This is a genomic window from Simiduia sp. 21SJ11W-1, assembly GCF_024138675.1.
Classification (GTDB): domain Bacteria; phylum Pseudomonadota; class Gammaproteobacteria; order Pseudomonadales; family Cellvibrionaceae; genus Simiduia.
The window spans coordinates 3155971-3176108 of the sequence record NZ_CP090959.1; the positions used below are offsets into that span (position 1 = coordinate 3155971).

Annotated in this window: 16 protein-coding genes; 2 read left to right on the forward strand and 14 right to left on the reverse strand. The window is 55.8% G+C overall.

What is annotated here, in order from left to right; genetic code table 11:
* Positions 1-16: 16 nt before the first annotated feature.
* The 13 genes from L1F30_RS13775 to L1F30_RS13835 all read right to left on the reverse strand — a co-directional run bounded on the left by L1F30_RS13775 (position 17) and on the right by L1F30_RS13835 (position 17427).
* Entirely contained in the window at positions 17-4348 is a 4332-nt protein-coding gene (locus tag L1F30_RS13775) for an alpha-1,6-glucosidase domain-containing protein (RefSeq protein WP_253356849.1), read from the reverse strand.
* 868 nt (positions 4349-5216) lie between these two features.
* Complete coding sequence (locus L1F30_RS13780) at positions 5217-5813, reverse strand: Yip1 family protein (protein WP_253356851.1); 597 nt, start codon at positions 5811-5813, stop codon at positions 5217-5219.
* Positions 5814-6119: 306 nt separating this feature from the next.
* Positions 6120-6995 carry a sulfite exporter TauE/SafE family protein gene (locus L1F30_RS13785; protein WP_253356859.1) on the reverse strand — a complete coding sequence of 292 codons (876 nt, stop codon included), beginning with the start codon at positions 6993-6995 and terminating at the stop codon, positions 6120-6122.
* Between the two features lie 2 nt (positions 6996-6997).
* On the reverse strand, positions 6998-7258 hold the full coding sequence (ccoS, locus tag L1F30_RS13790) for a cbb3-type cytochrome oxidase assembly protein CcoS (RefSeq protein ID WP_253356861.1): 261 nt from the start codon (positions 7256-7258) through the stop codon (positions 6998-7000).
* Positions 7259-9715: a heavy metal translocating P-type ATPase gene (locus tag L1F30_RS13795; RefSeq protein ID WP_253356863.1), complete on the reverse strand. Its 2457-nt coding sequence runs from the start codon at positions 9713-9715 to the stop codon at positions 7259-7261.
* A 3-nt stretch (positions 9716-9718) separates the two neighbouring features.
* On the reverse strand, positions 9719-10252 hold the full coding sequence (locus L1F30_RS13800; protein ID WP_253356865.1) for a FixH family protein: 534 nt from the start codon (positions 10250-10252) through the stop codon (positions 9719-9721).
* Entirely contained in the window at positions 10249-11679 is a 1431-nt protein-coding gene (gene ccoG / locus L1F30_RS13805) for a cytochrome c oxidase accessory protein CcoG (protein WP_253356867.1), read from the reverse strand. Before ccoG ends, L1F30_RS13800 begins: the two co-directional genes overlap by 4 nt.
* Before the next feature lie 141 nt (positions 11680-11820).
* Positions 11821-12741, reverse strand: coding sequence for a cytochrome-c oxidase, cbb3-type subunit III (gene ccoP, locus L1F30_RS13810; RefSeq protein WP_253356869.1), 921 nt, complete (start codon positions 12739-12741; stop codon positions 11821-11823).
* A 2-nt stretch (positions 12742-12743) separates the two neighbouring features.
* Entirely contained in the window at positions 12744-12938 is a 195-nt protein-coding gene (locus L1F30_RS13815; protein WP_253356871.1) for a cbb3-type cytochrome c oxidase subunit 3, read from the reverse strand.
* 3 nt (positions 12939-12941) lie between these two features.
* Entirely contained in the window at positions 12942-13553 is a 612-nt protein-coding gene (ccoO, locus tag L1F30_RS13820; RefSeq protein WP_253356873.1) for a cytochrome-c oxidase, cbb3-type subunit II, read from the reverse strand.
* Between the two features lie 10 nt (positions 13554-13563).
* Complete coding sequence (gene ccoN / locus L1F30_RS13825; RefSeq protein WP_253356875.1) at positions 13564-15009, reverse strand: cytochrome-c oxidase, cbb3-type subunit I; 1446 nt, start codon at positions 15007-15009, stop codon at positions 13564-13566.
* A gap of 194 nt (positions 15010-15203) precedes the next feature.
* Entirely contained in the window at positions 15204-16424 is a 1221-nt protein-coding gene (locus tag L1F30_RS13830; RefSeq protein ID WP_253356877.1) for an argininosuccinate synthase, read from the reverse strand.
* 130 nt (positions 16425-16554) lie between these two features.
* Positions 16555-17427: an OmpA family protein gene (locus L1F30_RS13835; RefSeq protein WP_253356879.1), complete on the reverse strand. Its 873-nt coding sequence runs from the start codon at positions 17425-17427 to the stop codon at positions 16555-16557.
* Between the two features lie 175 nt (positions 17428-17602).
* Here L1F30_RS13835 and pyrC point away from each other — a divergent pair, with 175 nt between their 5' ends.
* Positions 17603-18643, forward strand: coding sequence for a dihydroorotase (pyrC, locus tag L1F30_RS13840; protein WP_253356881.1), 1041 nt, complete (start codon positions 17603-17605; stop codon positions 18641-18643).
* Positions 18644-18655: 12 nt separating this feature from the next.
* The gene (gene rnt / locus L1F30_RS13845) at positions 18656-19324 is read left to right on the forward strand and encodes a ribonuclease T (protein ID WP_253356883.1); all 669 of its coding nucleotides are present in this window, start codon (positions 18656-18658) and stop codon (positions 19322-19324) included.
* 255 nt (positions 19325-19579) lie between these two features.
* Here rnt and L1F30_RS13850 read toward each other — a convergent pair whose 3' ends face one another.
* Positions 19580-20038 (reverse strand): EF-hand domain-containing protein, encoded by a 459-nt coding sequence (locus L1F30_RS13850; RefSeq protein WP_253356885.1) that lies wholly within the window; start codon positions 20036-20038, stop codon positions 19580-19582.
* Positions 20039-20138: the final 100 nt, after the last annotated feature.

The following is a 20138-nucleotide window of genomic DNA, read 5'->3' on the forward strand; positions in this document are numbered from 1 at the left end:
CCGCCACTGCCTGGCCCTAGGGCAGCACGATCACGGTGACACGGGGCTCTGCAAAGCGTGTGTCTACGGTGAAGCGCAGGGTTTTATCTGCATTGAGCACCAGCTGGCTGTTGTTGCCACCGCGCTGAAGTTGCGACTGTTCAAATTCTTTAAGCGTGCAGCCACAGGTGTACTCAAGGCTCCAGTCTGCGTTTGCGAATTTAAACTCGTAACCGCCGGCGGTTAATGGCAGGTCTATCTGGTGCACACCGTCGCCCAGGTGTGTCATCACGTCGTCGTTGCTCCAGCCATTCATGCCGCCTTTGATGTAAAGGTCGCCCTGGTAACCGCCATCGGCCACCACACCCAAGGTGGGCTCTGCGGTATCTTTGGCGTAGAGGTTGAACAGGTAGGTGCCATCGGCTGCCAAACTCAGCTGCAAGTTATCGTTGCTGCCGTCTACCAACATCAGGCTACCGTTGGGATTCAACACCTGGCCTGCAGATTCGCCACCCAGGTTAGGCGCACTCCAGCCGCTGTCGGCCACTTTGAAGCCGTAGTCGCCGGCGGTAAGTGGTAATACCAAGCGGTAGAGATTGTTGCCAAGGTAGGTCATGGCATCCACATCACCCCAGCCGTTCATGTCGCCTTTCAGGTAAAGCGTGTTGGCGTAGCTGGGCAGATCCTGGCTGATGGTCAGCTCAGGTGCCGCCGGGTTGGTGGCCTTGATGGTGAACCTGTAACGGCCAGTGGCGGCTGGCGTGAAACTTAAATTATTTTCACCCCCGTTAAGCGTTTTGGCTTGATCAAGTGTTACCGAGCCATCGTTGTTGCCGTAGTTCACCGTAGACCAATCGTTGCTGGCAAACTTGAAGCCATAGTTCACACCCGCGGTGAGTTCGGCAAATACCGTGAAGGTGCCGTCGCCGTTGTACAAGAATGGCATGCTGGTATTCCAGCCATTCATGTCGCCACGCAGGTAAGTACCCACGCTGTAGGGGTTATCAATGGCGCCGGTAGCCGGCACTGTGGCATCGGCACTCAAGCCCGCCCCTTGGCTTGCACCTTGGGCTTTCACAAATACTGCAGTGGTGTAGGCCGGTACAGTGAAGGTGCCGTAGGTCACATCTTCCATGCTGCCGTTAACATCTTCAGATACCACTTCCTCAGCAAAGCTTGCTGTGCGTACGCGTGCATCGGCAGAGGCCGTTTGCACGGCGTGCAATGCAAAGCCACTTGCGGTGCGAACCCGCACAGATTTCTCAGCGCCATTGCCGTTAAACACCACCATCATGGCATCTACATTGGGATCGAGATCCATAAGGCCCGTGCCGTCGTCAAGGCTCATGGCAATCACGCCATCTACCTGATCGGTGCCGGTATTGTGGAAGCCCAAACGCGCCTGTACATCGGCCAAGGTTTCCAGGCTGAACAAGGGCGAGCCTTGTGCAATGCGCAGAAACTCATTGAACACATCGCTGCTAAGTTGAATGTCTGCAGCCTCGGCAGAGGTGTTGGTGTTTGCAAATTGCGCGCGAATCCACTCCTCAGAGGTATCACCACGGTCGAGCGGCATACCCACAGCCCAGTTGTTGGTGTTTTGAGTGAAGTCTACGAAGTTGTACCAGTCGCCGGCATCGTAGGTGTTGCGATCCATGGATTTGGAGCGCAGCATCTCGGAGCCCATGTGGAAGAAGGGTACGCCCTGGCTCAACATGTTCAGCGAAAGCGTCAGGTTCTGAATACGCGCACGATCAACCGCAGGCATATCTGAGGCAACGGCACCCTCTTTTTGAATCATGTCCCACAGGGTTTCGTTATCGTGCTTGGATACGTAGTTCACACTCTCTTGTGGATCAACTGTGTAGCCACCCACTGCCGCACCATTAATGCGCTGGCTTGCCGAGCTGTAAAATTCGAAATCCATCAGGTTGCCCGCAAGGCCTGCGCGGATTTTATCAACGTTGTTACCTTTGATCAGATCCAGATAGCGCATTGGGTCACGCATGACATCGTTGAAAGTGCCCACACCTGTGCCGGTCATATTGCGCTGGGTTGAGCGGGTGAAAATCGCATCGCCGTCTGAGCTGCCGCCCATGTTCCAGCCTTCACCGTAGAAGTAGCTGTCTGGCGCAAACTCGTGCACTGCATCGCGCGCAGCCAGTACCACAGATTTGGGAATGAAGGTCATCAGGTCGAAGCGGAAATCGTTGTAGCCGTAGTGTTTGGCCCAGTGCACCACACTGTCTTGCACGAACTTGCCGAACATGGCGTGCTCTGGTGCTGTGTCGTTACAGCAAGACACGGTTTCAATGGCGCCGGTAATCGGGTCGCGGCGGTAGTAGTAGCCGGGCACCAGTTTATCGAAGGTGGATGAGGCATACACCAAGCCTGCGCCGCTGGTGTGGTTGTATACCACATCCATTACTGTGCGCAGCCCCATGGCATTGAGTGCCTGATTCATAGCGCGCAACTCTTTAATGCGGGCAATGCCATCGGCATCAGTGGCGTAGGAACCTTCGGGCACGTTAAACAACAGTGGATCGTAGCCCCAGTTAAAGCCATCCAGGCCGCGTATTGCTTCAACAAGATCGCGTGCTGCATTACTGGTTGGGTCATACCCTGCCAACACATCCAGCAATACAGTAGTGCTGGAAACTTCACCACAAACAGGCGCCGTAGGTTTAACGCTGCACAACTTGGCCACCGTGTCGGTTAACTCAACACGCGCCTCCGGCACTTCATCAATAGTGGCAATGTCGGCCGTGGGCAATGCGTGAAAATGGGTTAAGCCTGCAGCCTTAAGTTCTGCCAAGTGCTGCACGGGCACAGAGCCAGACTCGGTAAACGCCAGGTACTTACCGCGATTGGCGGCACTGGTGGAGGCATCGCGAATAGAAAAGTCACGCACGTGGCCTTCGTAGATCACGGCAGATTCCGGATTTTCCAGCGCCGGGGCCGAGGTCGCTCCCCAGCCGTCAGGCTGCGTATCGGCGTCTTCCAGATTTACAAACTGCGAGTAGTGGCTGCGCTCACCGGCGCTCACAGAATAGGGGTCTGTGGATTCCACGTTAACGAGTATGTCGTTTTCTGAATCGTACACCGTGGCCGCAAAACGGTAGAAACGGCGATCCAAACGTTCTTCCGAATCTGTGTAAGACCAAATGCCTGTGTTGGCATCCAGCACCATAGGTACTGTTTCCAGTACGCGCTTGGGTGAGGCGCCATTAAACACTTTCAGGCTTACCTGGTGTGCGGTGGGCGCCCACACGGAAACGGTAATGTTGCCATCGGCATACACTACACCCAGCGTTGCTTCATCGGCATCGTTATCACCTTGGGTATAAAGCGCATCCAGCAGGCGCGGAATTTGAACCGCTGTGCCTACAAGTTGGCCATCCGCACTGGTGCCGGTTACCCAAATTTGGCCTGTGGTGGCGCTTTTCACTTGGGCGGTATCCAGGCCTTCAACGGTAAAGGCCGCCCAGTTGGCCAGGTGTGGCACCCGTGCAGCTTGCTCGGGGCTTAAGGTGGTAGGGCTGAGGGTAGCGGAGACATTGCTATTGATGATGTTGCCATCGTCGTCCTGGTCGAGCCCGCCTTGGGTGGCGGCAAACAGTTGATCTGCACTGCCATCGAAATCCCACACCAGGGTGTTGGCGTCAATCCAGTGAGCGGCGGCGTTGCGGATGGCGCGCGCGGGTGGCTCGGCGGCTTCACACACATCATTCAGGCAAACAGGCAAGCCCTGGCTTACGCGGGCTGAGCGCAAATCATCCTGGCCAATCACAAATGCCATGCGCGCATACTTGCCGGTAGCAGCAAGGTTCAGCGTGTAATCGTTGGTTTGTACGTCACCGGCGCTGTTGTGCACAATCCAGTTGCCGCAGGTGGAATCGGCCTGAATGTTCAACACCCAGTAAGCGCCGTAAATCGGGTCTACCCCGCTGCCGTTAACAGATGGGCCTTCTGGCCAGTTGGTAGGCGCTGTGGCTTCGGCAGTAACCTGGGGAGCCCAACCGCCATCGCAGTTGGTGTTCCACAAATGCAATACCCAATCGCCGTACGCTTGATCTATGTGCTGGCGGTTGTAGTAAATCACCGCTTCATCTGCTTCGGGGAAGTACACAGGATCTGGGCCGGCAAAGGGTGCTTCTACACAAAGGGTGCCTTCATCATTGGGCACCAGGCCATCATCACAGGTGAGCGGGCGATCCACACACATGGTGCCGGCATCGTTGGGTATTTGGTTGTTCGAGCAGGTTAGCAAATCACTTTGATCGCCAGACACCTCTGTTTTACAACCGGCCAATGCCAGTATGCCAACAGCCAGTGCCGACAATCCCAGCAAGCGGCGGGATTGAGACATGGTTTTCTCCGAGTAACGTTATTTTTATAAGGCGAAGGTGAGGCAACTGCGCCCCCGGCACCGTGCGTTTACCCGCACTTGCCAGGGCCCTCACCCACACTTTTCACATGTACATCGATAGTAGGTTTGCGCACGTGCGTGCCGCAATGGCTTGCATACGTATGTATTGCAATGCATACGTATGCAACCGCTCACGCCCAACCACCAGCAGGTTTATGACTGAACAAGGCCAACATGAAACACCCGGCAGCGCGGGTGCTGGTGACATATCTGCACGGCTACTGCCTGGCGAGCAGTTTAAAAAACAAGAAAGGCAGGCCGCGCGCTGTGCGCGCAACAGAGAGGCTAGCCTATGGCTATTAGTGAGCGGGTTTTACGGGGGGCGCCTGGCTGGAGGAATTAATACACCGGGGCGTTATTTTTCAAAGGCTTATTGCGAGCCTTGATCTTACATTTGCCGCCTTTTTGCCTGAACTATTTGCGCGCACGCAGCCTTACGCGCCCTTTGGGGCTGCATGTGGGCTTGCAACCAGGCTGAAAGCACATGCATGGCAACTTAATGGGCATTAACGCATGTGGGAGGGCTGGCTTACAGCAATAAGCAGGCAGCCTGTTTGGGTAAGCGGCGGCGCATTCGCCTTGGTGGTAGCCTGAACTTGCTGGCAATCAGCTGAGTGAGGTTAATTTTGCTTAGGCTTTGGCTTTGGCTTAGGTGTTGGCGGCTACCGGCACAAAGCCTCGCCACCCACCCAATGAAGAAGATAAACCAGAACCGGCCTGTACTTAGGTGTTGTCATATGCGCCCATAAAACAGCAACCACATTTTACGCGGCTATTTTGTTAACAACGCAGCTCACCCATTGTGCCGTTAAATAAATTCAGGGTGTGCCACTAAATCCCAATAAATCACCATGGCAGCCATCATGCTTACACCTATAACCATGGCAACACCCACTACCGAAGATGCAAATAAAAACCCGCGTTCTTCAGGTAAATCAAACATGATGGGCAGGCCTGTGTAGAGCAAATACACCGCATAACCAATGGCTGCCAACACCAAAATAATATTGAGCCAAAGCTGCGGGTAAATACCGGCCATGCCCGCAATAAAAATGGGTGTGGCAATAAAACCTGCAATCACATAGCCCTTTAGCGGATCTGTTTTTACGCCATAGGTGTTAGACATCCAGTGAATAAAGTAACCAATGGCAGCCACCGCAACCAATAGCGAAAAGTAAAAGCCGCCCATAAGGGCAAGCGCACTTTGCTCTGTCATGTAGGTGGCCTCGCCCGCGCCGATGCGCCAGCCAAACTCTGTGGTGCCCACATACCAGGCAAGTGCCGGCATGAGCGCCAATACGATGGCGTAAGGTGCGTTACGTTTTAAGGTACATTCTGATAACTGGCGCAATGCTTGCCATTGCTGGCGCGGGTGAATAAGTAAACCAACGGCGTGGTTTAACATGGTGAGATCCTTGCTGTTTCACTGGCTTATTGTTATTAGCCAATTTCACGCGGCCTTTTGGGCATGGCGGGAAAGACTGCAGGCTAGTCGTGAACCCAAGCACAACCTGAGAGTGGGCAGCTCACTACCACAGAGCAAGATAGAGGTTCTAACAGCGACTTTTAAAGGTCAAGAAACTGCTATAAAAATCGGCAGGGTGATTATTTTTTGTTTCTTTTCCGGATGTTTGCTGCAGGGAATTGTTTCCTGGCTACTCAATACACCCGGGCCGCACGAACACAGGTTAATTATTGTACAGGGTGGTACCTAATGGTGAGCCTGATGCTGGGCCTCGGGCCGGGTTTCACCCTCGGGTTCGCTGGGCGCTGGGTGATGGTGTTCAGAGTGCTTGGAGTGATCGGGCAAGGGGTTGTGTGGGTGCTCGGAGTGCTCGGGCGATGGATGGTCATTCTGATGGTGTTGATGATTGTGACGCTCTGATTGATTGGCCTCTGCTGGCGCCTCACTTTGCTGGTGATGATGGCCATGACCTGCGTGCTGCAGGCTCATAAATATTGTCCAAACGCCGAAAGCAATCAGCAGCAATGCCAAGGTTTGGCGCAACGCCCGCTTGGCGAGCCACTGCTTTAATTGCACCGCAAAAGCGCCAGACACCAGCAAGGCCGGCATGGTACCCAAACCAAAGGCCGCCATGGCCGCCGCACCTGTTGCCACCGTGCCTTGGCTTGCGGCAAAGGCAAGCGCGGTATACACCAGGCCGCAGGGCAAAAAACCCCACACCATTCCCAGCGGCAATGCCTGCCAATGGCTTTGCAGTGGCAGCAGCCGCTGCCCCAGCGGCGCAAGTATTCGCCACACCTTGGCACCGGCGCGCTCCAACACCACCAGCGCCCGCCACCAATCTGCAAGGTAGCAGCCCATTAAAATTAACAGGCTGCCCGCCACAATGCGCAACCAGGGCCCGGCGATTTGTTCAAAGGCGTAACCCAGCGCGCCCACCACCGCACCCAAGAGGCTATAGCTTGAAATGCGGCCGATGTTATAAAGCGCCAGCCGCAACCAGCGTTGCTCACCACCGGCCAGCGACAATGCGCCCACAATACCGCCGCACATGCCAAGGCAGTGGCCGGCACCTAATAGGCCCGCGGCAAACATTGAAGCCAAGGCAAGGGAAAATTCCACAACTATTCCTGAGTTTTTACTTGGGTCGCGGTTTGATGTTTTTGCGAGGCTTCACCGGATGGAGAGGCTTCACCACCTGAAGCAGCTTCGGTGGCAGAGGCATTATCGGTGCGCTGCGGGCCGGGTTCATCATCAAATAAAATGCGCCGGCCCTCGGTATTCAAATCGTCGTATTGGCCGTTTTTAACGGCCCAAAATAACAGTTTTATGGCCAGCGCAATTAAAATCAGCGCCACCGGAACCAACAGGAACAACACTTCCACTTAACGGGCCTCCAAATGATGTTGTGCCACTTGCACCTTGTGTTCGGGCCGTACCTCGCGCTTTAAACGCAGCGCGTTAAACACCACCAACAGCGAGCTGGCACTCATACCGGCCGCGGCCACATAGGGCGGCACCCAGCCGAGTGCTGCAAAGGGCAAGGCCACAACATTGTACGCCAGCGCCCAACTTAAATTTTGCTTGATGGTGCGCCGCGCGCGGCGGGCAATGGCAAAGCCTTCCAACAGGGTAAGCAGTTTACCGTTGGTGAGCAGGCTGTCTGCACGGGCTTGGGCGAGATCGGTGGCGCCCGCCATTGCCACCGACACATCGGCCGCGGCAAGTACCGGCACATCGTTAATGCCATCGCCCACCATCAGCACGCAATGACCTTGCGCTTGCAGTTGTTGCACACGCTTAAGCTTTTCATCGGGCAGTAAACCGGCCTCGGCGCACTCGGGCGGGAGCTGCAGGCGCGCAGCAATGTGCGCCACCACCGAGGTTTGATCTCCGGACAACACCCGTACTTGCTTACCTGCGCGCAAAAATGCGGCCACAGCAGCCGGTGCGTCTGCGCGCAGCGGATCTTCCAGCGCGAACCACGCAAGCGGGGAATGGGCATCGCCAAGCAACAACCACCGGCGTTCAACATCGGGCGCGGCTGGCTGATACCAATCGTCAAATAACGCCAGGCGCCCGAAGCGCAACTCGCGCCCCTGCCAGCTTGCGCTCACACCCAAGTTGGGGTGTTGTACGCCATCAGAAATTTCAACGGTTTCTTGGGCCGCCGCGGCCCAACGGGCAGGCAAATGTTTAAAGGCGCGGGCGATGGGGTGCGGGCTGTTGGCTTCTAGCGCTTGCACAAGTGCCACACAATGATCTTCCGATAAATCCTCACGCAACAGCTGCACATCTATCAAACGGCTTTCACCCTCGGTGAGGGTACCGGTTTTATCAAATACCAAGGTATCTACCCGGCTGATGGCATCTACCCAGTGGCCACGGGTAACTAATAACCCCGCTTCGCGCAGTAGCAGGTGGGCGCGCGTAAGCGCTACAGGAGTGGCGAGCGACAAGGCGCAAGGGCAAGTGACTACAAGTACCGAAAGCGTAACCCAAAAAGCTTGCTCTGGCTGGTACCAACACCAAAAGCCCCCCACCAATGCCGCCACAACCAAAAGGCGCGCCACAAAAAAGCGGGCCAGTTTATCGGCCGCGCTCACCTGTTGGGGTTTTTCTGCATCGGCGCGCGCTACCAATTGCTCAATGGCAGACAGCTGGGTTTGTGCACCGGTGGCCCGCGCCTGCACCCAGAGTTCGCTATCAAAATTTACGCTGCCGGCAATTACCGTATCACCCGGCTGCTTTAACACGGGTTCGGATTCACCCGTTAGCAGGGCTTCATCTACGCGCGAGTGGCCAGAGAGAATCACACCGTCACAGGGGCAGGTATCACCGGGCCTGATGTGCAAGGTATCGCCCGCTGACAATTGTTTTACCGCCACCACTTCCACCTTGCCGGCAGGCGTTTTGCGGCGCGCCGTAAGCGGCATGCGCAGTGCTACATGGGCCAGGCTGTTGGCATTTTTTTGGCGCAGGCGTTGCTCTATATAACGCCCCAGCAGCAGGAAGAAGGTAAACATGGAAACAGATTCAAAATACACTTCACCGCTGTTGCTGAGTGTTGCCCACACACTGGCAAGGTAGGCACCACCAATGGCAATGGCCACCGGCACATCCATGACCAATTGCTTCATTTTCAGGCTGCGCCAGGCGCCCACAAAAAACGGTTGGGCCGAATAAAGCACCACGGGCGTTGCCACAATCAAACTCACCCAGCGAAAAAAGTTTTGCCAGACGCCCTCAAAATCTTGCAAGGCACCGGCATAGAGGGCAATGGCAACCATCATCACTTGCATCATGCCAAAACCTGCAACCCCCAAACGCATAAGCATGGTATTGCGGGCCTGCGCCCAAAGCGCTCGCTGGTTGTCGTCGCTGGCGGGCAATGGGTTATAACCAATGTGCCGAGCCGCACCCATAATGGCAGAAAGCGCAATGGTTTCGCTGTTAAAGGTGATAGTAGCGCGATGGGTAGATGCGTTTACCGAGACTTTTTGCACACCGGCCATACGCTGTAAATGCTGCTCTATAAGCCACACGCACGCCGCGCAGGTGATGCCATCTAACAATAAATGCGCGCGCCGCTCGTGGCTTTCCCCGGTTACAAAGTCGGCCTGGATTTCCGGTAAATCGAAGGCCGCAAAATCAAGCCCCGTTTGTTCCGGTGTATGACTTGGGGCTTCACGGTAGTTATAAAAACTCTGCAGGCCTGCGCCCACAATGGCTTGTGCAACGGCTGCACATCCAGGGCAACACATGGGTTGCGCTTTGCCCTGTATCTCTACCGTGATGGGCTTGCCCGGCACCGGCAGCTGGCAGTGATAACAGTGCGTCATAAATTATTTAAGCGCGGGCGCAGGCTGCATCAGCACGCGCTGGGCGTGGCTAAAGTTCAGCTGCGCCTTCAAACGCCACGGCGCATTGGGGCGATCCGCCCCGGAGCTGCCCGGGAATAATTGAAGGTAGTGGGCGTGTTGCAGTGCGTGGGTGAGGTCTGCACGATAGTTGCCAAGGCCCGTGGCAGAAAAGATCAGCACCTGGTCTAAATCAGCCTCTGTAGGATGCTGCACCAAAAGCACAAGCGCGCTGGCCTCGGTATCGCCAGTGAGTGTTAAAAACGCTTCACCGGTTTCCATATCGAAGGTGATGTCTGCACTGATGTTACGTGTGCGGGCAAGCTCATCTTGCTCTAAACGCTCGTTGTACATGCGCCCTTCACGGTAGTAGTTATCAATCACCACATCGTCTGAAAAGCGCACGGCAATGGTGATTAACACAGCCATTACCAACACAATCACAATGAGTGGGGTGAGTAAAAACCACGCCCAGCCTTGGCGGTACCAGGGGGTGTTATCTTGATCGGCGTGATTCATGGGGCTACCTGAGGCGCTGGGCCAATAAATGATGCTTTCGTTGAAGTGTGCAGCTCGGGGTTGCTTTCGCTTTCCACATGAAAAGTAAAACTTGCCTTGCTGGTGGTTAACACACCCTGGGGAATAGATACCCGCACAGGAAAGCTCACTATCTCGCCCTGCTCTACCAGCATGGGCCTATAGCCACCCAGAGTGAAGGGTAAATCGCTTTCCACGCGCAAATTATAAACCTGGGCTTCGGCATCCAGGTTAAGCACCTTTACGGTGTACACGTTTTGAATTTCATCGCCTACAACACGGTACATATTGGCGCCGCGATCGCGCAGCACATCAATTTTTACCGGCGCGCGGTTAGACACCGCATAGGCAAAGGCTCCCACCATAACAACTACAGCCGCGGCATAGCCCAGAAGGCGCGGACGGAAAATCTGGGTTTTGCCTGTTTCGATTGCGTCTTCGGTGGTGAAGCGGATCAGGCCACGATCGTAACCCATTTTATCCATTACACTGTTACAGGCATCCACACACAGGCCGCAGTCGATACATTCAAGCTGCACGCCGTCGCGAATGTCGATATCTACCGGGCACACCTGCACACACCAGGAGCAATCAATACAGTCACCCAAGCCCTTGGCCTGATAATCTTCGCCGGGTTTACGGGGGCCGCGATTTTCACCGCGCTTGTAATCGTAAAACACGGTGAGCGTGTCTTCGTCGTACATCACCGATTGAAAGCGCGCATAGGGGCACATGTATTTGCACACTTGCTCGCGCATGTAGCCTGCATTCATGTAGGTGGCTACCGAAAAAAAGATCACCCAAAATGCCGCCACAGGCTCTGCATTTAAAGTAGCTAGGCCTGTGATGAGTTCACGTATGGGCGTGAAGTAGCCGATAAACGTAAGCCCGGTAATAAGCGAAATAGTCACCCACATGGCGTGCTTGCCAAATTTGCGAGCGAATTTTTGCAGGCTCATGGGCGCCTGATCAAGCTTCATGCGCTTGTTGCGATCACCTTCAAAGAAGTGCTCGGCCCAGATGAACATCATGGTCCACACCGTTTGCGGGCAGGTAAAACCGCACCACACCCGCCCCACAAGCACCGTTACGGTGAACAAACTGAACGCTGCAATGATCAACAGCCAGGAAAGCAGCATGGCATCTTGCGGGCCAAAGGTGAGCCATAAAATGTGAAATTGCCGTGTGCCTAAATCAAACAGCATGGCCGGCCGCCCATCAATCACAAACCAGGGCATTAACAAAAACGCGGCCATTAATGGCAGGCCGGTATAGCGCCGCAACTTTTGAAAGAAGCCCGTAATTTTACGGGTGTAGATGCGCCCGGAGGATTCGTAGACGTCGACGTAGCGGATTTTTTCTTGTTGTTCTTGGCCTTCGGATCGATCTTTCAACTCTTGATCAGACATGGGAACAAACTCATTAACAGCAAGGCGTGCAGTGAATAGAAAAAAGGGCAGCCTGTGGCTGCCCTTGGGCCTGTAAATCCTATGTGCTAACGGCTTTGGCAGCAAAGCCCAGAATCGCGTGAACAGGCAGGCCCTTAGGTGTTACTCGGCATCTTCGGTTAACGACAAACTGTAAACATAGGCTGCCAGCAGGTGAATCTTGTCTGCACGCAGCTTGTCTTTTTGCGCTGGCATGACGTTGGCACGGCCTTCACGCACAGAGTGGCGAATACCTTTGCGGCTGCCATCGTAGAGCCAGATGTCGTCGGTAAGGTTTGGCGCACCAAAATCGTAGCTACCTGTGCCATCGGCCTGGTGGCAGCTTGCGCAGTTAGCGGTGTACACCGACTTACCGGCTTCGGCCATGGCTGCATCATGCTCTTGGCCCGAGAGGCTCAGCACGTATTCAGCCACGTTCTGTACGCTGGTTTCACCAATGATGGGGCCCCAGGCAGGCATATTGCCGTTGCGCCCGTGCACTAACGTTTCTTTGATTTTTTCCGGGCTGCCGCCGTAGAGCCAATCGTTATCGATCAGGCTCGGGAAGCCGTAGCTACCACCGCCATCGGCGCCGTGGCACACAGCACAGTTGTTGGAGAACAGGCGGCCACCCATTTTCATGGCACGCGGCTCGTTCACCAGCTCTTCAATAGACATCTTCTCGTATTTACCAAAGGTGTCTACATAGCGGGCCTGGGCTTTTTGTTGCTCGCCTTCTAATTGCTTGTGCGAGGTCCAGCCACCCGGATACCAAGGATGGATGCCTTTCCAGGCCCCTAAGCCAGGGAACATAATCAGGTAGCCGGCGGCAAAAATCAGCGTGGCCACAAACAACTGGAACCACCACTTGGGCAGCGGGTTGTCGTATTCCTCGATGCCATCGTACACGTGGCCGGTGGTGCGGTTTTCGGGATCGTCTTCATCGCTCACCGCTACTTTGCGGTTGGCAAACAAAACCCAGGTTACCAACACCAGACACGCCAGCGTCAGCAAAGTAATCCAAAGGCTCCAAAAAGTACTCATAATCAGTCCTGCCTCTCTTCATCATCTTTGGGATGAAGTTGTTGGGTTGGCTTGCTCTGCGGCTCATCGGCAAAAGGCAGATTGGCCGCTTCGTCGAAACGCTGCTTACGCTTGGGCGAAAAGGCCCACCAGCAGACGCCGATGAATGCCAGCGCCACCAATACCGTTCCGAGCGATCGCAAATCGTTGATATCCATAATTTAGCGCTTCTGCTGCACAAGTGTGCCCAGCTGCTGCAAGTAGGCCACCAGGGCATCAATCTCTGGCACACCTTTTACCGCTTCTTCAGCACCGGCGATGTCTGCATCGGTATAGGGCACGCCTACAGAGCGCAGTGCGCGCATTTTGGCGGCGGTGTCTTCACCGGTTAAGGTGTTGTCAAACAACCAAGGGAAAGCCGGCATGTTGGACTGGGGCACCACGTTGCGCGGGTTGTAAAGGTGCGCTTTTTGCCATTCGTCTGAGTAGCGGCCACCTACGCGCGCCAAATCTGGCCCGGTGCGCTTGGAGCCCCACAAGAAGGGGTGCTCGTACACAGATTCGCCAGCCAGCGAGTAGTGGCCGTAGCGCTCAACTTCTGCGCGCAGCGGGCGCACCATCTGGGTGTGGCACACGTGGCAGCCTTCGCGGATGTAGATGTCGCGGCCTTCCAGTTCCAACGCGGGCAAGGGCTTCAGGCCCGCTACCGGCTCGGTGGTTTCTTTCAGGAAAAACTGCGGCACAATTTCTACCAGCGTACCGAAACTGATGGCCACAATGGTAAGTACCGCCATCAGGCCGATGTTCTTTTCGACTATGTCATGATTCTTCATTGTCTATTCCTCAAGCCGCCTGAATCTTGGTGGTTGCAGCCTGTTCTTCTTCTGCATCGTCGGTGGCTGTGCGGTAGGTGTTGTAGGCCATGAGCAACATACCGAACAGGAAGAAGGCGCCGCCCATAAAGCGTACAAAGTAGCCCGGGTAGCTCGCAGTTACCGATTCAACAAAGCTGTAGGTAAGGGTGCCGTCGGCGTTGAATGCGCGCCACATCAGGCCCTGCATAATGCCATTCACCCACATGGCGGCGATGTACAGCACGGTGCCGATAGTGGCCAACCAGAAGTGGGTGTTGATCAGCTTCACGCTGTACATTTCTTTCTTGTTAAACAGCACCGGCAGCAGGTGATAGATAGCACCGATAGAGATCATGGCCACCCAGCCGAGCGCGCCGGAATGCACGTGGCCGATGGTCCAATCGGTATTGTGCGACAGCGCGTTCACGGTTTTGATAGACATCATCGGGCCTTCAAAGGTAGACATACCGTAGAAAGACAGGGAAACCACCAAGAAGCGCAGGGTTGGATCGGTGCGCAATTTATGCCATGCGCCAGACAACGTCATGATCCCGTTGATCATGCCGCCCCAGCTTGGTGCCAGCAGAATCAAAGACATCACCATACCCAGGCTTTGCGCCCAATCGGGCAGTGCCGAGTAGTGCAGGTGGTGCGCACCGGCCCAGATGTAGAGTGAAATCAGCGCCCAGAAGTGCACGATAGACAACTGGTAAGAATACACAGGCCGACCCGCCTGCTTGGGCACAAAGTAGTACATCATGCCCAGGAAACCCGCTGTGAGGAAAAAGCCCACCGCGTTGTGGCCGTACCACCACTGCACCATGGCATCCATGGCACCGGCGTAGGCCGAGTAGGATTTGAACATGGAAACCGGCACTGCCGCCGAGTTCACCAGGTGCAATACCGCAACCGTAAGAATGAAACCGCCGTAGAACCAGTTGGCTACATAAATGTGCTCAACCTTGCGCTTGACGATGGTGCCGAAGAATACGATGGCGTAAGAGATCCACACCAGCGCAATCAGGATATCGATGGGCCACTCAAGTTCGGCGTATTCCTTACTGGAGGTTAAGCCCATGGGCAGGGTGATGGCCGCCGCCACAATAACCGCTTGCCAGCCCCAGAAGGTAAAGGGAATTAACCACCCACCCCATAGCTTGGCCTGACAGGTACGCTGAACCACATAGTAGGAGGTACCAAACAGGGCGCAGCCACCAAAGGCGAAAATCACCGCATTGGTATGCAATGGGCGCAAACGGCCGAAGTGTGTGTAAGGTTGGAAGAGGTCATTCAGTTCTGGCCATACCAGCTGCGCTGCAATCAGCACGCCGACGCCCATACCAACAATACCCCAGACGACGGTCATGATGGCAAATTGCCGCACAACCTTATAGTTATAGGCTGGATGTTCTCCAGCGGCTGAGTGACTACTCATAGTGAAGTTCCCAAAGTCTCAGAGCTAAATAAAAACTGTTCGCAAGCCTTCAATCAACACACGCTGCCGCGCAGGGGTTATTGATGCACTGCCCGCAAGAGACACAGCGCCGGCGAGTGCCGGCGCAGGTCGTATATTTTGATGACACCGTAAAAAACCAAAGTTTAGGACAACTTAGGGATTATGGCTGCTGTTTAGCGCAACTTACGGCCTTTACCTGCCGCAATACGCATGCGCAGGGCGTTCAATTTGATGAAGCCTTCGGCATCTTGCTGGTTGTAAGCACCGGCATCGTCTTCGAAAGTGGCGATCTTACCATCAAACAAGCTGTCGTCTGAACGGCGCCCGGCAATGCTGACGTTGCCTTTGTACAACTTCACCCGCACTTCGCCGTTGACTACCTGCTGGGATTCATCGATGGCCGTTTGCAGCATCTGGCGCTCCGGGCTCCACCAGTAACCGTTGTAAATCATCTCGGCGTAGCGCGGCATCATGGCATCTTTCAAGTGGGCCACTTCGCGATCCAGTGTCAGCGATTCAATGGCGCGGTGCGCCTTCAGCAAGATGGTGCCGCCGGGGGTTTCGTAGCAGCCACGGGATTTCATGCCCACGTAGCGGTTTTCCACGATATCCAGCCGGCCAATGCCGTTGGCACCGCCCACTTTGTTCAGGTATTCCAGCACTGTGGCCGGGCTCATATCCTGGCCGTTGATGGCCACCACATCGCCGTGCTTGTAGGTCAGGGTCACGTAGGTGGCTTCATCGGGCGCCGCCTCCGGCGACACAGACCAACGCCACATGGCTTCTTCGGCCTCTTCCCATGGGTCTTCAAGCATGCCGCCCTCATAGGAGATGTGCAGCAGGTTGGCGTCCATGGAGTAAGGAGACTTGGTTTTTTGCTTGGCGTAATCCACGGGGATATTGTGCTGCTCGCAATAGGCCATCAGCTTCTCGCGGGAGTTCAGATCCCATTCACGCCAGGGCGCAATCACTTTGATGCCGGGCTTTAATGCATAGGCGCCAAGTTCGAAGCGCACCTGGTCGTTACCCTTGCCCGTGGCACCGTGCGAAATGGCATCGGCGCCGGTTTCGTTGGCAATTTCCACCAAACGCTTGGCAATCAACGGCCGCGCAATTGACGTACCCAACAGGTACTCGCCTTCGTAAATGGTGTTGGCGCGGAACATGGGGAAGACGTAATCGCGCACGAATTCTTCGCGCAAATCTTCAATATAGATTTCTTTGATACCCATGGCTTTCGCCTTGGCGCGCGCAGGTTCTACTTCTTCGCCCTGGCCGATGTCGGCGGTGAAGGTCACCACTTCACAGTCGTAAGTTTCCTGCAACCATTTGGCAATTACAGATGTATCAAGGCCGCCCGAGTATGCGAGCACTACCTTTTTTAACGACGCCATAGTTTTCTCCATTCACCTGCTGCGCGGACGCCACACGCAATAAAAGCGCGCGTGACGTGAAAAGTCGGGCGCGAATTGTATAGGGTTTGCCAGTTAAATCACAGAGCTTGCGCGGGCCTATCACAGGTTTTTAAGGGTTTGCAGCCAAATCGGGGGCCGCATCGCGATCCACACGCACGGTAACGCGGCGGTTTTGTGCGCGCCCTTTGCGCGTTTGATTGCTGGTAATGGGGTAGCGCTCGCCGTGCCAGCGCACGGTGAGTTTTGCCTCAGGCACACCCTGGGCCATTAAAAACTGGTGCACCGATTCTGCCCGCCGCTTTGATAACTCCAGGTTATCTTCGCGCAGGCCTTTACTGTCGGTATGGCCATCAATGTAGAGGTGGGTAATTTTCGGATCGGCCAGCACATACACCGCTATGTTGCGCAGCTTGCGCTTTTCGGCATTGGGAAAGTCATCACCAGAGGAGGGAAAGTACACGGCCGTGCGCGCTATCTGGTCGTAGTTTACCGGCAGCAAGTCCACCAGGCATTTCAGATACTGCTGGTAGGCCTCCTGGAAATTCACTGGCGAGAGCGCAATGCGCGACGATTCAGTAGCGCCGTACCAGGGGTAGCGAGTAACCACCAACTCACGCCCGGCGTGCAGCTCTGTAAGGGCGCGATTGGATAAACCACTGCCCAAACTCACGGGCTGGTGGCCTTGTGTCACGGGCACCAGGCCCAAATCGATGTCTGCCATTTTCGGGCGCCACACGGGTGCGCGGGCCGTTAATCGGGCCTTGCCGGTTTTGAGCCTGGGGGTATCCGAGTGCAGCTGCATGGCCAGCCGCTCACCGGCGCGGTGATAAAACCCCGCCTCCCCGTAGAAAGGGATCTCTTGGTGCAGGGAGCAGGCAAAAATCGAGCTTTCAACCGTCCAGACGCTTTTATCCATGGGCGGCGTGTATTCGGTGGCCCAGGCACCCGGGAGCTGCAGCGCGCACGCGCCGAGCGCCGCCATCAACCACCGCCATCTTCTGCCCACCGCCATGTAAACCCTCCAAGCGCGCTATTATTGCAATTCAACACTTGGGTTATCGGCCTTAAGCTTTGGCCCTTGAGTCGAAATTAACGGCTATTTTAGGTAGGATGCGCGCCATCTGCCGCCCGGCATACCGCTCAACACAGGAAGCCCCATGACCCAGCAGCTCACCCTCACCCGCCCAGACGACTGGCACATCCACCTGCGCGACGGCGATCAGCTTGCCACCACCGTGCCCGATGCCGCCCGTTATTTCGGCCGCGCCATCATCATGCCGAACCTGGTGCCACCGGTGATGAATGCCGAGCAGGCCTTAAGCTACCGCGCGCGCATCCTGCAACACCGCCCCGCCGGGCGCCAGTTTGAGCCGCTGATGGTGCTCTACCTCACCGATAACACCACCGCTGCCGATATTGTAGAAGCCCGTGCAGCCGGCGTTGTGGCCGCCAAGCTCTACCCGGCCGGCGCCACCACCAACTCCGACTCCGGCGTGACCGCCATCGACAAGATTTACCCCGTGCTTGAAGCCATGGAAAAGAGCGGCATGTTGCTGCTGGTGCACGGCGAGGTAACCGATAACCACATCGATATTTTCGACCGTGAAAAAGCCTTCATAGATCGCACCCTGACGCCCCTGCGCGCGCGCCTGCCGGGCCTGAAAATTGTGATGGAGCACATCACCACCGGCGATGCCGCGCAATTTGTGGCCGAGGCCTCAGACCTCACCGCTGCAACCATTACCGCGCATCACCTGCTGTATAACCGCAACCATATGCTCGCCGGTGGCATTCGCCCGCACTACTACTGCCTGCCCATTCTCAAGCGCAACGAGCACCAGCAAGCGCTGATTAACGCCGCCACCAGTGGCAATGGCCGGTTTTTTCTGGGCACAGATTCCGCCCCCCACGCCCGTGAAAAGAAAGAGGCCGCCTGCGGCTGTGCCGGCGCCTACACGGCCTACGCCGCCCTAGAAATGTACGCCGAAGCCTTCGAGGCCGCCGGCGCGCTGGATAAGTTAGAAGGCTTTGCCAGCCACTTCGGGCCTGACTTTTATGGCCTGACGCGCAATACTGATACCATCACGCTCGTGAAAACGCCCTGGCAGGCACCTGAGAGCCTGCCCATGGCCGGCAGCCAGCTGATCCCGCTGCGCGCAGGCGAAACCCTGCAATGGCGTGTAGCCCCCTCTGAATAAGGCGACCTATTTGTGAACCCGGCTGAACCCTCCAGCTCACCCAAATCCCTGCTGGCTCAACGCTTTCGCGGCTTCCTACCCGTAGTGGTAGACGTAGAAACCGGCGGCTTTAACGCCGCCACCGATGCCCTGCTAGAAATTGCCGCGGTTACCCTGCGCATGGATGACAACGGCATTTTGCACCGCGACCAAACTTTCGATTTCCATGTAGACCCCTTTGAAGGGGCCAATGTGGAGCAATCGGCCCTGGACTTCACCGGCATCGACATCGACAACCGCGACGCCCTGCCAGAAGAAATCGCCATTCCGGATTTGTTTAAATCCATTCGCCGGGCCGTAAAAGATAACGGCTGCACCCGCGCGGTGGTGGTGGGCCACAACGCCCATTTCGACCTGGGCTTTGTGAATGCCGCCGCCAATCGCTGCGACGCCAAGCGCAACCCCTTCCACCCCTTCTCCTGCTTTGATACCGCCACCCTTTCAGGCCTGGCCTTTGGGCACACGGTGCTGGCGAAAACCTGCCAGATTGCCGGCATCGAATTTTCCAATTCAGCCGCCCACTCCGCCGCTTACGACGCCGAGAAAACCGCCGACCTGTTTTGTATGATCGTCAATCGCTGGAAGGAGCTGGGTGGCTGGCAGGGTTTGCCTGTGGATCTGCAGGCACCCGTCGAACCCTAACTGTATGCCGCAACGTCTGGTCGCTTACAGCTCACGGGCTGTAAGCGTTTGCGTGCGCAGGGCGTTAAGGGGGAATTGCGGCCGATTGAGGATGCCTTGGCCCACCTATCAATGGGCGCGGCGCAGGTTACTAATGGGCGGGGCGCAAGTTACTAAAGGGTGAGGTGCAAGCTACGCCTGTTTACACGTGCTTTGGCGCAAGCCAAGGGTGTGTTGGCGCGAGCAATATTGGGTGCTTACACACCCACGAGGGCTTTATTCGTCAGCTTCCAAGCGCAGGCACAGCCAGTAAAAACAGTGAGTGTCGTAACCGGCATCCACGGGTTGATCGGGTGCTATTTCACGGGGGTCGAGCATGCCGTCGCCATTGGCGTCGATGCTTGAGAACTGGCCCAAAAAGGTGCTGTATTCGGCCTCGGTGACTTCGCCGTTTTTATCTTGATCGAGCTTGTTAAAGCGGGCTTTCAGCAACAAGGTGCGGCGCGCGGCATCTATCTGCTCGTACTCATCAAAGCTCACACCGCCCGAGGTATTGAGATCCATCAGGCGGAAGATATCGAGCTTTTTCGCGCTGATCTCCTCTTGCGAGATACGGGTATCACCGTTGAGATCGTACTTGGCCAATAGCCAACTGGAGTTTTCAGTATTGCCAGACTGTGCCTGCACGCCGGCAACACACCCAAGGCACATCAAACATAAGAGAAACTGCTTCATAACAACCGCCGTATTAATGTTTATTGTCGGGCGATCCGTCGCTGTTGGCGTTGAGCCAATCCGAAGCTCAATTTAATCAATAAGCCAGTCACATTAACGA

Coding starts and splice junctions, on each gene's coding strand:
- L1F30_RS13775 (WP_253356849.1), bottom strand. CDS start 4,348: ATGTCTCAATCCCGCCGCTTGCTGGGATTGTCGGCACTGGCTGTTGGC.
- L1F30_RS13780 (WP_253356851.1), bottom strand. CDS start 5,813: ATGTTAAACCACGCCGTTGGTTTACTTATTCACCCGCGCCAGCAATGG.
- L1F30_RS13795 (WP_253356863.1), bottom strand. CDS start 9,715: ATGACGCACTGTTATCACTGCCAGCTGCCGGTGCCGGGCAAGCCCATC.
- L1F30_RS13800 (WP_253356865.1), bottom strand. CDS start 10,252: ATGAATCACGCCGATCAAGATAACACCCCCTGGTACCGCCAAGGCTGG.
- ccoG (WP_253356867.1), bottom strand. CDS start 11,679: ATGTCTGATCAAGAGTTGAAAGATCGATCCGAAGGCCAAGAACAACAA.
- ccoP (WP_253356869.1), bottom strand. CDS start 12,741: ATGAGTACTTTTTGGAGCCTTTGGATTACTTTGCTGACGCTGGCGTGT.
- L1F30_RS13815 (WP_253356871.1), bottom strand. CDS start 12,938: ATGGATATCAACGATTTGCGATCGCTCGGAACGGTATTGGTGGCGCTG.
- ccoO (WP_253356873.1), bottom strand. CDS start 13,553: ATGAAGAATCATGACATAGTCGAAAAGAACATCGGCCTGATGGCGGTA.
- ccoN (WP_253356875.1), bottom strand. CDS start 15,009: ATGAGTAGTCACTCAGCCGCTGGAGAACATCCAGCCTATAACTATAAG.
- L1F30_RS13830 (WP_253356877.1), bottom strand. CDS start 16,424: ATGGCGTCGTTAAAAAAGGTAGTGCTCGCATACTCGGGCGGCCTTGAT.
- L1F30_RS13835 (WP_253356879.1), bottom strand. CDS start 17,427: ATGGCGGCGCTCGGCGCGTGCGCGCTGCAGCTCCCGGGTGCCTGGGCC.
- pyrC (WP_253356881.1), top strand. CDS start 17,603: ATGACCCAGCAGCTCACCCTCACCCGCCCAGACGACTGGCACATCCAC.
- L1F30_RS13850 (WP_253356885.1), bottom strand. CDS start 20,038: ATGAAGCAGTTTCTCTTATGTTTGATGTGCCTTGGGTGTGTTGCCGGC.